This window comes from Aestuariicoccus sp. MJ-SS9, from assembly GCF_032586235.1.
Taxonomy (GTDB): Bacteria; Pseudomonadota; Alphaproteobacteria; order Rhodobacterales; family Rhodobacteraceae; genus Aestuariicoccus.
Genome location: NZ_JAWHTD010000010.1, coordinates 36,629 through 49,901, shown reverse-complemented (window position 1 = coordinate 49,901; position 13,273 = coordinate 36,629). Strand labels below are relative to the sequence as shown.

The window sequence follows — 13,273 nt, the reverse complement described above, 5'->3', positions numbered from 1 at the left end:
CCGTCGCGGCAGGCCGCGACTCCCCCGGAGTATTTTCGCCAAGAAGAAGGGAAAGGGTCACGTGCCGCAGAACGTGGCGCGCACGACCTCGTCAGGGGCGGGCGGTCGGCGCAGGTCCTCGGCCTCGGGTTGATCGTCGTAGGGGCGGGCGAGGACCGTGTTGAGACGGTGGAAGGGCGCGTCGTCGCCCTCGACCGCGGCGGCGATCATCTGCTCGATACGGTGGTTGCGGGGGATGAAGGCGGGGTTGGCGCGGCGCATCAGCGCCTGCGGATCGGGTTCGGCCCCAAGCCGCGCCTGCCAGCTCTCGGCCCATTGGTCGAAGGCGGCGGGATCGGTGAACTGATCGCGCGCCGTGCCATCGGCAAGCGCACGGAAGGTGTTGGTGAAATCGGCCCCGTTCGCCTGCATCCGCGTCAGCAGATCGGCGATGAGGGTCTTGTCCTCGGGGCGGGGGGCGGAAATGCCGATCTTGGCGGCAAATCGGGCCTGCCATTCGGCGCGGATGAGGTCGGGCATGGCGTGGACCATGGCGGTGAACTCTTCGACCGCGGCCTCTGGGTCTGGCATGAGCGGGATCAGCGCGGTGGCCAGCTGGGCCATGTTCCAGACGATGATGTCGGCCTGCGCGGCATAGCCGTAGCGCCCGAAGCGGTCGATCGAGGAGAACACGGTTTCGGGGTCGTATGCGTCCATGAAAGCGCAGGGGCCGTAGTCGATGGTTTCCCCCGACAATGTGCAATTGTCGGTGTTCATCACGCCGTGGATGAAGCCCAGGCTCATCCATTGCGCCACCAGCGCGGCCTGCCACCGGATCACCCGTTGCAGGAGGTCGGCGGGGCCGTCAGCCTCGGGGTCGTGGCGGGCGAGCGTGTAGTCGTAGAGCGTCTGCAGCGCGCCGGCGTCGCGGCGGGCGGCGAAGATCTGGAAGGTGCCGACGCGGATATGGCTTTGCGCCACGCGGGTCAGCACCGCGCCGGGCAGGGGACCTTCGCGCAGGACCGGATCGCCGGTGCGCACGGCCGCGAGCGCCCGGGTGGTGGGCACGCCGAGTGCGTGCATCGCCTCGGAGACCACGTATTCGCGCAGCACCGGGCCCAGCCAGGCGCGCCCGTCGCCCATGCGGCTGTAAGGCGTGGGGCCCGACCCCTTGAGCTGGATGTCGCGGCGGATGCCGTCGCGGCCCACGACCTCGCCCAGCAGCAGCGCGCGGCCGTCGCCGAGCTGCGGGTTGAACTGGCCGAACTGGTGCCCGGCATATAGCTGCGCCAGCGGCTCGGCGCCCTCGGGCAGGGCGTTGCCGGCAAAGACCGCGGCCAGGCGCGGGTCGTCATGCCCGGCGATGCCCAGATCGGCGGCGAGCGCGTCGTTGAAGGCGACCAGCGACGGCGCGCTGACGGGTGTGGGCGCCTGCCGGCTGAAGAAGCCCGAGGGCAGGCGGGCATAGGTGTTGTCGAAGGGAATGTGCAGCGTCATGGCCCTTATCTAGTCCGGAACGGGCGCGCGCCCAAGGGGTCAGAGCACGCGGCTCATGAACATGTACACGTCGCGCGGGGCAAAGCGGGCGCGGCGGTAGAAGCGCTGCGTGCCCTCGTCGTCGCGCCGCACCTCGAGATGCAGGGCACGCACGCCGCCCTCTTTCAGCGCTTTGGCGATGCCGGCGACCGCCTCGTACCCCATGCCGCGGCCGCGCACGGCGGGGCGGATGAAGAGCTCGTCCATGATCGCGTCCAGCCCGCCGTATTCGATCGACCAGCCGAAGGTCACGGCGATATAGCCCACCGGCGCGCGGCGTGGCCCGATCAGCCACACCGCGCCGTGCGGCGAACCATCCAGCAGGGGCGACAAAGCGGCGCTCAGCGCCTCGGTCTCGGTGTCATAACCCATTTCCGCGTGGAAGGCCGTGACCAGCGGCAGCAGCTTGGCCAGATCGTCGGGCGTGGCGAGGTGCAGCGATCTCATGCGGGGGTCACTCTTCCTCGATCAGGCGGCCTTGAAACCGGCCCGAGACCGCGATCGGCGCGCTGCCCTCGACGGGGACATAGTTCCAGTCCGCATCGGTCTTCATTTCGATCAGCGTGTCGGCGGAGAACGAAAAGCTGAGCGCGCCATCGTCGGTCAGGGCGAAATCGTTCAGGCTGCCGGTCGTGCCGCTGTCGATATTGGCGAAATAGGCCTTGCCGTCGGCACGCCATTCCACGTCGGCCTCGGGGCCGGGCGACGACGAAAAGGGGCCGATCATCACGGTGACGTAAGGCCGGGCCGGCTGGCCGTCATCACCAAGCGCGGCGCCGCTCACGGCGTAGACGGTGAAGGGGTTCATCCTTGTTATGTCGATGAAATCGCGTGATTTTTCAAGATCGTCCAGAGCATAGAGCGTGATCGCCTCGCCCTCGACCGTGACGTCGAAAGTGCCGACGACCGCCCAGCGGTCGTCGAATTCCTGCGCGGCGGCGAAGGGGGCGGCGAGGCAGAGAATGAGGGTATTGAGAACAGTGCGCATGAAGAAAGGTCCTTTAATATCAGAGCCGGGCCAGACGCTCGGTCAGCAGGGTGAAAAAGCCCTCGGCATCCAGATCGCCCATGAAGGTGGCGTTGGCCGGGCGGCCCGAGACGCGCCACCAATCCGCGACGGTCATGCCGAGGGTCAGGTCCGACCGGGTTTCGATTTCGACGTTGATGTGCCGCCCGGAAAAGAGATCGGGGCGGATCAGATAGGCGGTCACGCAGGGGTCGTGCAGCGGCGCGCCGGCGCTGCCGTATTTTTCCTTGTCGAACCGCTCGAAGAAGTCGGTCATCTGCGCGACCGCAGAACCCACCGGCGTGCCCAAGGCGCGGAAGGCGTCGTTGCGCGGGGCGGTGACCAGCGCCTTGTGCGTCACGTCCAGCGGCATCGCCGTAATCGAAATGCCGGATTTAAACACGATTTCAGCGGCTTCCGGGTCGACGTAAATGTTGAATTCGGCCGTGGGCGTGATGTTGCCCACCTCGAAATAGGCACCGCCCATCAGCACGATCTCGGCCACGCGCGGGGCGATGTCGGGGGCCTCGGTCAGGGCGGTGGCGATGTTGGTGAGCGGGCCCAGCGGGCAGAGCGTGACGCTGCCCTCGGGTTCGGCGCGCAGGGTATCGATGATGAACTGCACAGCGTGCAGGTCCTGCAGCGGCATGGTCGGGTCGGGCAAGACGGGCCCTTCGAGCCCGGTTTTGCCGTGCACATGTTCGGCCGTCACCAGCTTGCGTTTCAGCGGCGCGTCGCAGCCCGCAAAGACGCGCATGTCGTGCCGTCCCGCCAGCTCGCAGACGATGCGGGCGTTGCGTTCGGTCAGGTGCAGCGGCACGTTGCCCGCAACGGCGGTGATGCCCAGCACCTCGATCTCTTCGGGGGCGGCGAGCGCCAGCAGAATCGCGACCGCGTCGTCCTGGCCGGGATCGGTGTCGATGATGATCTTGCGCGCGCTCATGCCTGTCTCCTGCCTTTTAGCTGGTGGTCGCATGGGCAGGGACGGGGTTCAAGCCGAATGCGTCAGGCCGAGCAGGAGGCCCCGCCCAGCACGCAGAATTTCGCGCAATGGGGATGGTTGAGCGCGACATCCCGCTCGGCCTCGGCCAGGGTTTCGCCAAGCTCGAATTGCGGATCGTAGGGCAGCAGGGTGCAGGCCACGACGGAGGGGCGGGCGGCGCCCCTGCGCTTGACCACCATGCGCGACGAGCTGCACATGACCGCGTCGGGGGATTTGCCCAGGATGTCCCAGCATTCGGTCGAGATTTCGGCCACTTCGGCGGATTCGTCCATCTCGGGGAAGAGCACGGTCTCAGCGGGGTCGAAGGCGTCGATCCGGAATCCCTCGCGGGCGTAGAGATCGGCGTAGCCCGCGCGCGAGGCGGCCTCGGTGTCGCCCCAGACCGTGCGCCCGGCGACGGCCATGCGAATCCCTGTATCGCGCAGCCAGCGCATCCCCTCGAGCGTCTTGTCGAAGGCGCCCGCGCCGCGCTCGGCGTCGTGCAGGTCAGGGGAATGGTGATCCACCGAGATCCGCAGCGTCAACCGGTCGCCATAGTCCCGCTGCAGCGCCTCGAGGCCCGCGCGCATCGTCTTGCGCATCATCGGGCGCATGGCGTTGGTCAGGATCAGCACCTCATAGCCGCGCGCCAGACAGGTTTCGGCGATGCCGATCATCTCGGGGTTCATGAAAGGTTCGCCGCCGGTAAAGCCGATTTCGCGCACGTTCCACTGCCTGTCGTCGAGCTGGTCGAGATAGTCGTCGACCTCGGCGCGGGTGATATAGACCAGCCTGTCGTTGGACGGAGAGCTTTCGATATAGCAATTGACGCATTCGATGTTACAAAGCGTCCCGGTGTTGAACCAGAGCGTTTCGGGATGGCTCAGTGCGACGGTGGCGCGGGTGTCGCCCTTGGCGGTGACGCGGGGGTCTTGAAACTTGCCGGCATTGGCGGGCGCAGTGTCTTTCATCGGCTCGGGCATCCTGTAACTGGTTGCAGGGATGGCTAGCGCGCAGGGACACGCAAGGCCAGCCGTGTCTTTTCTGCCTGACACCATTGTGAAGTGCGTTGAGAAGGTTAGACTCTCGCTAGATCATCGGGTAAGCCGCACGCGTTAGCGCTAACGACGCCCTCGGGCAAAATGAATGGAGCCTTGTGATGGTATCCCGCGTCATTCCTGTAGACCCCTTCGACCTCGTCATTTTCGGCGGCACCGGCGATCTGGCCCGCCGCAAGATCCTGCCCGGCCTCTATCGCCGGTTCTGCGCCGGGCAGATGCCCGAAGACGCCGCGATCATCGGCGCCGCGCGTTCCGAGATGGACGATGCCGGCTATCGCCAGATGGTGGCTGATGCGATCCGCGAATTCGGCGGCGTGCCGCCGGGCGAGGATGACCAGATCGCCCGCTTTCTCGAGCGGATTGGCTATGAAACCGTAGACGCAACGGGCACCGGCGGCTGGGCGCAGCTCAAGGGGCGGATGCGCGAGGGCTGTGTGCGGGCGTTCTATTTCTCGGTCGGTCCGAGCCTTTTCGGCGCAATCGCCGAGCGGCTGCACAGCAACGGTCTGGCCACGGCGGACAGCCGTATCGTGGTCGAAAAACCCTTTGGTCACGACCTGGCCAGCGCCCGCGCGCTGAACCGGACGCTGGCGCAGCATTTCGACGAAAGTCAGATCTACCGCATCGACCATTATCTGGGCAAAGAGACGGTGCAGAATCTGATGGCCGTGCGGTTCGCCAACGTGCTCTTCGAGCCGCTTTGGAACGCGCAATACGTCGATCACATCCAGATCACCGTCGCCGAGACCGTCGGTGTCGGCGGGCGCGGCGGCTATTACGACAAGTCGGGCGCAATGCGGGACATGGTGCAGAACCACCTGATGCAGCTTTTCTGCCTGATCGCGATGGAGCCGCCGGCGAAATTCGAGCCCGACTCGGTGCGCGATGAAAAGCTCAAGGTGATCCGGGCGCTCGAACCGGTCGATCCGCACCACATCGTGCGCGGGCAATATGCGGCCACCAATGGCGATCCCGACTACCGCGACGATGTCGAGGATCCGCGGTCCACGACCGAATCCTTCATCGCGCTCAAGTGCCATATCTCGAACTGGCGGTGGGCCGGCACGCCGTTCTATCTGCGCACCGGCAAAAAGCTGCGCGCGCGGGCGTCGGAAATCGCGGTGGTGTTCAAGGACGCGCCCCATTCGATCTTCGGGGCCGAGGCCGGGCGGCATCGCAACGTGCTGGTGATCCGGCTGCAGCCGAACGAAGGCATGACGCTGGATGTGACGATCAAGGAACCGGGGCCGGGGGGGATGCGTTTGGTCGATGTGCCCCTGGACATGAGCTTTGCCGACGCGCTGGGGCCCGACGCGCAGGACGTGACCGATGCCTATGAACGCCTGATCATGGACGTGATTCGTGGTAATCAGACGTTGTTCATGCGGGGCGACGAGGTCGAAGCGGCCTGGGCCTGGACCGATCCGCTGATCGAAGGGTGGACCGCGCGCGGCGACGTGCCCAAGCCCTACGATCCGGGCAGCGCGGGGCCCGAGGACGCGCTGATGCTGATGCACCGCGATGGACGCAGATGGCGGGAGATCCGGACATGACCTACGACTTCATCGACTATCCCGATCGCGAGATGCTGGCGATCGACCTTGCCGACCAGCTGGCGGGCGACCTGCGCTCGGCGCTGAAGAACAACGACCGCGTGGCGCTGGCGGTGCCGGGGGGGACGTCGCCGGGGCCGGTCTTTGACGATCTCTGCGCGGTCGATCTGGATTGGGCGCGGGTCGATGTCCTGCTGACCGACGAACGTTGGGTGCCCGAGGACAGCGAGCGGTCCAACACGCGGCTTTTGCGCGAACGCCTGCTGGTGGACCGCGCGGCCGCGGCGCGGTTCCTGCCGATCTGCCAGGGCGAGGACGACCCGGACCGGGTGCTGGCCGCCCTGTCCGAGCAGATCGCGCCGGAACTGCCTCTGGCGGTGGTGCTGCTGGGCATGGGCGCGGATCTGCATACCGCGTCGCTCTTTCCCGGGGCGGACAGGCTGGCGGCGGCGCTCGATCCGCGCGCGCCGGTCCTGGTGCCGATCTCGGCGCCCGGTGCGCCGGAACCGCGCGTCACGCTGTCGGCACGGGTGCTGAACGGGGCGATGGCCAAGCACGTTCTGATCTTCGGTGCCGAGAAACGCGCCGCACTTGAAGCGGCAAAAGGCAAACCCGCGAGCGAGGCGCCGATCAACGCGGTGCTCGACGGGGCGAAAGTACATTGGGCGGAGTGAAACGCATGTGGGATGATCTGAAAAACCTGGCACAAAGCCGTCAAGGCAATGAAATCGCGGCGCTTTTTGCGAAGAACGCCAATCGCGCCAAGGAATTCAGCCTGGAAGCGGACGGCATGCTCTTCGACTATTCGAAGACGCTGATGGACGAACAGGTGCGGGCCGCATTGGTGGCGCTGGCGCAGGATTGCGGGCTTGAGGCCAGGCGCGCGGCCATGTTCGGCGGCGACAAGATCAACGAGACCGAGGGCCGCGCGGTGCTGCACACCGCGCTGCGCAATCTCGACGGCGGGCCGGTTCTGGTGGATGGCGAGGATGTGATGCCGGGTGTGCTCGACACGCTCGACCGGATGGCGCGGCTGGCCGACGAGGTGCGCGCGTCGGATGTGACGGACGTCGTGAATATCGGCATCGGTGGTTCGGACCTCGGCCCGGCGATGGCCGCGCGGGCGCTTTCGCCCTATCACGATGGGCCGAAATGTCATTTCGTGTCGAACGTCGACGGGGCCGACATCGCCGATACGCTCAAACTCTGCGATCCGGAAAAGACGCTTTTCATCGTCGCCTCCAAGACCTTCACCACCATCGAGACGATGACCAACGCCCGCACCGCCCGCGCCTGGCTGCAGAACAAGGGCGTGTCGCTGGAGGGCAAGTTCATCGCGCTGTCCAGCAACAAGGAAAAGGCGGCCGAGTTCGACATCCCCGGGGACCGGGTTCTGGGGTTCGAGGATTGGGTCGGCGGGCGCTATTCGGTCTGGGGGCCGATCGGGTTGTCGCTGATGATCGCCATCGGGCCGGAGGCTTTCCGCGCCTTCCTGCGCGGGGCGCAGGCGATGGATCGGCATTTCCAGGACGCGCCGCTGCACCGGAACATGCCGGTTCTGCTGGCGCTGGTGGGGATCTGGCACAACCAGGGGCTGGGCTATGCGACCCGCGCCGTGCTGCCCTACGACAACCGTCTCGCGCGGCTGCCGGCCTATCTGCAACAGCTCGAGATGGAGAGCAACGGCAAGCGCGTGTCGATGGACGGCGCGGACCTGACGGTCGAGTCCGGCCCCGTCGTCTGGGGCGAGCCGGGGACGAACGGCCAGCACGCCTTTTATCAGCTGATCCATCAGGGCACGCGCGTGGTGCCGTGTGAATTCATGGTCGCCGCGGCGGGGCATGAGCCGGATTTGGCGCATCACCACACGCTTCTGGTGGCCAATTGCCTGGCGCAATCCGAGGCGCTGATGCGCGGCCGCTCGCTGGACGAGGCGCGGGGCATGATGGCCGGCAAGTTCGAGGGCGACGAGCTGGAACGCCAGGCCCGCCACCGGGTCTTCCCGGGCAACCGGCCCTCGACCACGCTGGTCTACCCCAGGCTCGATCCCGAAACGCTGGGCCGCATCATCGCGCTTTACGAACACCGTGTGTTCGTCGAGGGGGTGATCCTCGGCATCAACTCCTTCGACCAATGGGGTGTCGAGCTGGGCAAGGAGTTGGCGACCGCGCTGGGGCCGATCGTGTCGGGCGACGCATCGGCGGACGGCAAGGACGGCTCGACCCGGCAGCTGGTCGACTTCATCCAGCGTAACGGCTGACCCGGTCCCGGACGTGGTCCGGGACCTCGTGCCTCAGGCGATGTCGAAACCCGGCGGTGCGAGGGTGAAGCCCTCGAACCGGAAGCCGGGAGACACCGTGCAGCCCACCAGCGTCCAGTCGCCGGTGCTGCGCGCGGCCTGCCACCACTCGGGCGGCACGATAGCCTGCGGCCGCGCCCCCGCGGCCAGGTCGGGGCCGAGGGTCAGGTCGCGACGCGGGCCCGCCTCGGTTTCCGCCAGCGACAGGATCAGCGGCGCGCCGGCGTAGAAATGCCAGATCTCGGCGGCGTCGACCCGGTGCCAATGGCTCGCCTCGCCGCCCTTGAGCAGGAAATAGATGCAGGTGCCCGCGGGCCGCCCGGCGCCCTCGGCCACCCAGGTCTGGCGGTAATGCCCGCCCTCGGGATGGGGCGCCAGATCGAGCGCCGCGATGATCTCGTCCGCTGTCATCTCTTGCTCCGGCGTTCGGTGCCATGAGGCACGGTTAACCAGTTTTACCGACGCTTCCCGCACCGAGCAGTCACCCGCGAGAGGCCGTCATGTCCCAATTCACCAAATCCGTCCAGCACCTGGCCGAGCAAATCGTCGCCCGCGAGGGCGGTTATGTCAACGACCCCGACGATCCCGGCGGGGCCACCAACCACGGCGTCACCATCCACACGATGCGGCGGCTGGGGCTGGATCTGAACGGCGACGGGGCGGTGACCTCGGACGACGTCCGCCGACTGAGCCGCGATCAGGCGGTCGGGATCTTCGTTCAGCATTATTTCCTGCGCCCCCGCATCGCCGAATTGCCCGACACGCTGCACGCCACGGTCTTCGACATGTATGTCAACGCGGGCGCCAACGCGGTGAAGATCCTGCAGCGGCTGTTGTGCGAGATGGGGCTCGAGGTGGCGGTCGATGGCGTCATCGGGCCGCGCACCATCGCCGCGGCGGCGCGCGCGCAGGCCAAGGCCCCCAACCACCTGGCCGATGCCTATGGCATCGCCCGGCGCAGCTATTACTTCGACCTGGCCGACCGCCGCCCGGCCAGCCGCAAATACGCCCGCAGCCGCGCGGGCGGCAAGGGCGGCTGGATCAAGCGCGCCGAGGAATTCATCGCCCCGCGCTATCACCTGAGCGGCGCGCAGTTCCGCGCGCGGGTGGAGGGCTGGACATGATCGGCCCGCTTTTCAAGCTGCTCTTCGGCGGCGGGCGCAACGTGGTGGCCGAAACCGCCGAGGTCTTTCGCATCAACGCCGAGGCCGAGGCCGAGCGCGGGTTCGGCCTACAGGGCCGGGCGCTGGAGCAATTCGCGGCAGAGTTCCTCAAGGGCCGGCGCACCCGGTTCGACCGCTTCATGGATGCGCTCAACCGCATCCCGCGCCCGGCCATGGCGCTGGGAACGCTTGCGCTTTTCGTCACGGCCATGCTCGACCCGGTGTGGTTCGCCGCGCGGATGAGCGGCATCGCGCTGGTGCCGGAACCGCTCTGGTGGCTGCTGGGGGCGATCGTCAGCTTTTATTTCGGTGCGCGCCATCAGGCCAAGGGGCAGGATTTCCAGCGCGACCTGGCCGCGACGTTGGCGGCCGCACCGGACGTGGCCCGGCGCGTGCGGCAGATCGAGGATCCGGACGCCGGCACGGAGCCGCCGGCCGCGGACAACCCCGCGCTGGCCGAGTGGCGCGCCAAGCGCGGCTGAGCCCCGCGACAAAGTGAACAGGCGGCGGGCCGTTTCGCCATTGGCCCGCCGAATTTCGCCGCCTATACTCTGACGTATGATTACGGAACTCGGACATTTCGCCCTGATCCTCGCCTTCCTCGTGGCGCTGGTTCAGATGGTCGTGCCGCTGATTGGCGCGCAGAAACGCTGGCCCGGCTGGATGGCCGTCGCCGAACCCGCCGCGATGGCGCAATTCCTGCTGACGGGGTTCGCCTTTGCCGCCTTGATGCACGCTTTCATCGTGTCGGATTTCTCGTTGCGGTTGGTCTATCTCAATTCGCATTCCGCCAAGCCGATGCTCTACAAGATCAGCGGCACCTGGGGGAACCACGAGGGCTCGATGCTTTTGTGGGTGCTGATCGTGACGCTTTTCGGGGCGATGGCGGCGGTCTTTGGCGGCAATCTGCCGCCCAGCCTGCGTGCACGGGTTCTGGCGGTGCAATCGGCGGTCGGCGTGGCGTTTTTCGCCTTCATCCTCTTCACCTCGAACCCGTTTCTGCGGATGGCGGTGCCGCCCTTCGACGGGCAGGATCTGAACCCGCTGCTGCAGGACCCGGGTTTGGCGTTCCATCCGCCGTTCCTTTATCTCGGTTACGTGGGCCTTTCGATCTGCTTCAGCTTTGCGGTCGCCGCCCTGATCGAAGGCCGCGTCGACGCCGCCTGGGGCCGTTGGGTGCGGCCCTGGACGCTGGCGGCCTGGGTGTTCCTGACCATCGGCATCGCGCTTGGGTCGTGGTGGGCCTATTACGAGCTGGGCTGGGGCGGCTTCTGGTTCTGGGATCCGGTCGAGAACGCGTCCTTCATGCCCTGGCTTCTGGCCGCAGCACTGCTGCATTCGGCCATCGTGGTGGAAAAGCGCGAGAGCCTGAAAAGCTGGACCATTCTGCTGGCGATCCTGGCCTTCGGCTTTTCTCTGATCGGCACGTTCATCGTGCGCTCGGGCCTGCTGACCAGCGTGCATGCCTTCGCCAACGACCCCGAGCGGGGGGTCTTTATCCTGATGATCCTGGTGTTCTTCACCGGCGGGGCGCTGACCTTGTTCGCCGCGCGCGCGGGCGCGATGGAGGCCAAGGGTGTCTTTGGCGTGATCAGCCGGGAATCGGCGTTGGTGACCAACAACATCCTGCTGGCGGTGGCCTGTTTCGTGGTTTTCGTGGGCACCATGTGGCCGCTGGTGGCCGAGATGTTCTTTGACCGCAAGCTGAGCGTGGGACCGCCGTTCTTCAACATGGCCTTCACGCCGTTCATGCTGCTGCTGGGGCTGGTGTTGCCGCTGGGGGCGATGCTGCCGTGGAAGCGGGCCAAGCTGGGGCGGACGGCGCGCGCGCTGATCCCGGCCTTTGCGCTGGCGGTGCTGCTGATGGGGCTGGCCTGGACCTTGCAGACCGGCCGCAGCATCCTGGGGCCGGTGGGGGTCTTCCTCGGGGCCTGGTTGGTGGCGGGGGCCGCGACCGATCTTTACAGCCGTCTGGGCCAGAGCCGCGACTGGAGCCGGCTGGCGCGTCTGCCGCGCGCCGACTGGGGCAAGGCGGTGGCGCATTCGGGGCTGGGGATCACCATGCTGGGCATCGCCGGGCTGACCGCCTGGCAGCAGGAGGACATCCGCGTGGCGCAACTGAACGCGCCCTTCACCGTGGGGCAGTTCGAGCTGGAGCTGGCGGATGTGCAGAACGTGCAGGGGCCGAATTACACCTCCGTCATGGGTGAGGTGATCGTGCGCCGGGACGGCGAAGAGCAGGTGCGGCTTTTCCCTGAAAAGCGCAACTATCCGGTGGCGCAGATGCCCACGACCGAGGCGGCCATCGACTATCGCTTTCTGCGCGATCTCTATGTGGTGATCGGCGATCCGCAGGATGGCGGCGGCTGGGTGGTGCGCACCTATATCAAGCCGCTGGCCAACTGGATCTGGGCGGGGTGCATCATCATGTCGCTTGGAGGTCTGCTGAGCCTGTCGGACCGGCGCTATCGCGTGGCCGCCGGCGCGCGCAAGACGCCGCAGGCGGTGCCCGCGGAATGAGGCGGGGGCGCCGCTCCTCCGCCCTTGCGGGCGTCCTCGCTGTGGCATTGGCCTTTCCGGTCTTTGCGGTGCAGCCCGACGAGGTGCTGGACGATCCGGTGCTGGAAGAGCGCGCGCGTGAGCTGTCCAAGGGCTTGCGCTGTCTTGTGTGCCAGAACGAGAGCATCGACGAATCCAATGCCTCGTTGGCGCGGGATTTGCGGCTCTTGGTGCGCGAACGTCTGGTGGCGGGCGACAGCGACGACGAGGTGATCGCCTTCGTGGTCGAGCGCTATGGCGAGTTCGTCTTGCTGAACCCCACGACGGACGGCTGGAACTGGCTTTTGTGGGCCGCCGGACCGTTGCTGTTTCTGACCGCTCTCGGCACCGGCGCGGTCTATATCCGCGGCCGGGCCACCGCGACGGCGACCACCGAAGCCGGGCTGAGTGAGGCCGAAAAGGAACGGTTGCGCAAAATCCTCGAGCAGTGATTGCGGCCCGGGCCGGCCCCGGGTATCGTCACGCCAAGGGTCCGCAGTTCACCCAGGTTCCGCCGTTTTCTAAACCTGCTATCCTCATCGCCGATACCGCGTCCCGCGCGGCACCGACGGACAAGGGCGGACCTCCTCCCCCGGCAAGGGGTCCGGTGTCGCTTGGAGGATCGGATGACCCGCGACCTTGTTTCCCTGACGATCGACGACCTGTCGCATTTCGCCAAGACGCTGCGCGCGCAACTGGACGCGCCGCCGTCGCATCTGCAACTGCTGGGCATGGTGGCCCGCGCCGCCGGCTACCGCAATTTCCAGCATCTGCGCGCCGCGCAGACGCCGGTGCCCGCGTTCGACCGCACGCGCGTCTCGCGTGCGCTTAGGCATTTCGATGCCGAGGGGCGGCTGCTGCGCTGGCCGTCGCGCAATGCGATGCAGAACCTGTGCCTCTGGCCCATCTGGGCGGCGCTGCCCGCCCGCGAGACCATGACCGAGCGGCAGATCAGCGCGCGGATCGACGCGCTGACGGCCTTTCGGGACGCCGCCCAGATCCGCCGCGCGCTGGTCGAATTCGGCATGGTCACGCGCAACATCGACGGATCGGTCTACTGCCGCCGCGAACAGGTGCCGCCGCCTGAGGCGCTGGCGGTCATCCGGGGCTTGCGCGGCGCAGGGTGACGCCGCGTTTGGCTTTGCCAAACCGGCCC

The 13,273-nt window shown here is 67.1% G+C and carries 14 protein-coding genes; 8 read left to right on the top strand and 6 right to left on the bottom strand.

Annotated features, from left to right (window positions below; genetic code table 11):
- Positions 1 to 57: 57 nt before the first annotated feature.
- The 5 genes from RXV88_RS09485 to RXV88_RS09465 form a co-directional block, all read right to left on the bottom strand.
- Complete coding sequence (locus RXV88_RS09485) at positions 58 to 1,476, bottom strand: protein adenylyltransferase SelO (protein WP_316292299.1); 1,419 nt, start codon at positions 1,474 to 1,476, stop codon at positions 58 to 60.
- Between the two features lie 39 nt (positions 1,477 to 1,515).
- Entirely contained in the window at positions 1,516 to 1,962 is a 447-nt protein-coding gene (locus tag RXV88_RS09480) for a GNAT family N-acetyltransferase (protein ID WP_316292297.1), read from the bottom strand.
- A 7-nt stretch (positions 1,963 to 1,969) separates the two neighbouring features.
- A complete protein-coding gene (locus RXV88_RS09475; RefSeq protein ID WP_316292295.1) occupies positions 1,970 to 2,503 on the bottom strand; it encodes a hypothetical protein in 534 nt (177 codons plus the stop codon).
- 19 nt (positions 2,504 to 2,522) lie between these two features.
- The gene (locus RXV88_RS09470; protein WP_316292293.1) at positions 2,523 to 3,464 is read right to left on the bottom strand and encodes a nucleoside hydrolase; all 942 of its coding nucleotides are present in this window, start codon (positions 3,462 to 3,464) and stop codon (positions 2,523 to 2,525) included.
- A 62-nt stretch (positions 3,465 to 3,526) separates the two neighbouring features.
- Positions 3,527 to 4,474 carry a radical SAM protein gene (locus tag RXV88_RS09465; protein WP_316292292.1) on the bottom strand — a complete coding sequence of 316 codons (948 nt, stop codon included), beginning with the start codon at positions 4,472 to 4,474 and terminating at the stop codon, positions 3,527 to 3,529.
- A gap of 188 nt (positions 4,475 to 4,662) precedes the next feature.
- On the opposite strand from RXV88_RS09465, the gene zwf reads away from it, so the two are divergent.
- The 3 genes from zwf to pgi are packed head-to-tail and all read left to right on the top strand — an operon-like array spanning position 4,663 to position 8,377.
- The gene (gene zwf, locus RXV88_RS09460) at positions 4,663 to 6,117 is read left to right on the top strand and encodes a glucose-6-phosphate dehydrogenase (protein ID WP_316292290.1); all 1,455 of its coding nucleotides are present in this window, start codon (positions 4,663 to 4,665) and stop codon (positions 6,115 to 6,117) included.
- Positions 6,114 to 6,791, top strand: a complete 678-nt coding sequence (gene pgl / locus RXV88_RS09455; protein ID WP_316292288.1) for a 6-phosphogluconolactonase — start codon at positions 6,114 to 6,116, stop codon at positions 6,789 to 6,791. Before zwf ends, pgl begins: the two co-directional genes overlap by 4 nt.
- Positions 6,792 to 6,796: 5 nt before the next feature.
- Positions 6,797 to 8,377 carry a glucose-6-phosphate isomerase gene (gene pgi / locus RXV88_RS09450; RefSeq protein ID WP_316292286.1) on the top strand — a complete coding sequence of 527 codons (1,581 nt, stop codon included), beginning with the start codon at positions 6,797 to 6,799 and terminating at the stop codon, positions 8,375 to 8,377.
- Between the two features lie 33 nt (positions 8,378 to 8,410).
- Here pgi and RXV88_RS09445 read toward each other — a convergent pair whose 3' ends face one another.
- Positions 8,411 to 8,827: a cupin domain-containing protein gene (locus tag RXV88_RS09445; protein ID WP_316292285.1), complete on the bottom strand. Its 417-nt coding sequence runs from the start codon at positions 8,825 to 8,827 to the stop codon at positions 8,411 to 8,413.
- Positions 8,828 to 8,916: 89 nt separating this feature from the next.
- Between RXV88_RS09445 and RXV88_RS09440 the strand changes: the two genes are divergently transcribed.
- The 5 genes from RXV88_RS09440 (at position 8,917) to RXV88_RS09420 (ending at position 13,244) form a co-directional block, all read left to right on the top strand.
- Positions 8,917 to 9,540 (top strand): holin-associated N-acetylmuramidase, encoded by a 624-nt coding sequence (locus RXV88_RS09440; RefSeq protein ID WP_316292284.1) that lies wholly within the window; start codon positions 8,917 to 8,919, stop codon positions 9,538 to 9,540.
- Entirely contained in the window at positions 9,537 to 10,061 is a 525-nt protein-coding gene (locus RXV88_RS09435; RefSeq protein WP_316292282.1) for a holin family protein, read from the top strand. The genes RXV88_RS09440 and RXV88_RS09435 overlap by 4 nt, the downstream gene beginning before the upstream one ends.
- A 76-nt stretch (positions 10,062 to 10,137) precedes the next feature.
- Complete coding sequence (locus tag RXV88_RS09430; RefSeq protein WP_316292280.1) at positions 10,138 to 12,099, top strand: heme lyase CcmF/NrfE family subunit; 1,962 nt, start codon at positions 10,138 to 10,140, stop codon at positions 12,097 to 12,099.
- Entirely contained in the window at positions 12,096 to 12,569 is a 474-nt protein-coding gene (locus RXV88_RS09425) for a cytochrome c-type biogenesis protein (protein WP_316292278.1), read from the top strand. The genes RXV88_RS09430 and RXV88_RS09425 overlap by 4 nt, the downstream gene beginning before the upstream one ends.
- Before the next feature lie 174 nt (positions 12,570 to 12,743).
- Entirely contained in the window at positions 12,744 to 13,244 is a 501-nt protein-coding gene (locus RXV88_RS09420; RefSeq protein WP_316292277.1) for a DUF2087 domain-containing protein, read from the top strand.
- Positions 13,245 to 13,273 lie beyond the last annotated feature (29 nt).

Excerpts from the sequence above, each read along its gene's own strand:
- RXV88_RS09485 (WP_316292299.1), bottom strand. The coding sequence starts at position 1,476 with ATGACGCTGCACATTCCCTTCGACAACACCTATGCCCGCCTGCCCTCG.
- RXV88_RS09480 (WP_316292297.1), bottom strand. The coding sequence starts at position 1,962 with ATGAGATCGCTGCACCTCGCCACGCCCGACGATCTGGCCAAGCTGCTG.
- RXV88_RS09475 (WP_316292295.1), bottom strand. The coding sequence starts at position 2,503 with ATGCGCACTGTTCTCAATACCCTCATTCTCTGCCTCGCCGCCCCCTTC.
- RXV88_RS09470 (WP_316292293.1), bottom strand. The coding sequence starts at position 3,464 with ATGAGCGCGCGCAAGATCATCATCGACACCGATCCCGGCCAGGACGAC.
- RXV88_RS09465 (WP_316292292.1), bottom strand. The coding sequence starts at position 4,474 with ATGAAAGACACTGCGCCCGCCAATGCCGGCAAGTTTCAAGACCCCCGC.
- zwf (WP_316292290.1), top strand. The coding sequence starts at position 4,663 with ATGGTATCCCGCGTCATTCCTGTAGACCCCTTCGACCTCGTCATTTTC.
- pgl (WP_316292288.1), top strand. The coding sequence starts at position 6,114 with ATGACCTACGACTTCATCGACTATCCCGATCGCGAGATGCTGGCGATC.
- pgi (WP_316292286.1), top strand. The coding sequence starts at position 6,797 with ATGTGGGATGATCTGAAAAACCTGGCACAAAGCCGTCAAGGCAATGAA.
- RXV88_RS09445 (WP_316292285.1), bottom strand. The coding sequence starts at position 8,827 with ATGACAGCGGACGAGATCATCGCGGCGCTCGATCTGGCGCCCCATCCC.
- RXV88_RS09440 (WP_316292284.1), top strand. The coding sequence starts at position 8,917 with ATGTCCCAATTCACCAAATCCGTCCAGCACCTGGCCGAGCAAATCGTC.
- RXV88_RS09435 (WP_316292282.1), top strand. The coding sequence starts at position 9,537 with ATGATCGGCCCGCTTTTCAAGCTGCTCTTCGGCGGCGGGCGCAACGTG.
- RXV88_RS09430 (WP_316292280.1), top strand. The coding sequence starts at position 10,138 with ATGATTACGGAACTCGGACATTTCGCCCTGATCCTCGCCTTCCTCGTG.
- RXV88_RS09425 (WP_316292278.1), top strand. The coding sequence starts at position 12,096 with ATGAGGCGGGGGCGCCGCTCCTCCGCCCTTGCGGGCGTCCTCGCTGTG.
- RXV88_RS09420 (WP_316292277.1), top strand. The coding sequence starts at position 12,744 with ATGACCCGCGACCTTGTTTCCCTGACGATCGACGACCTGTCGCATTTC.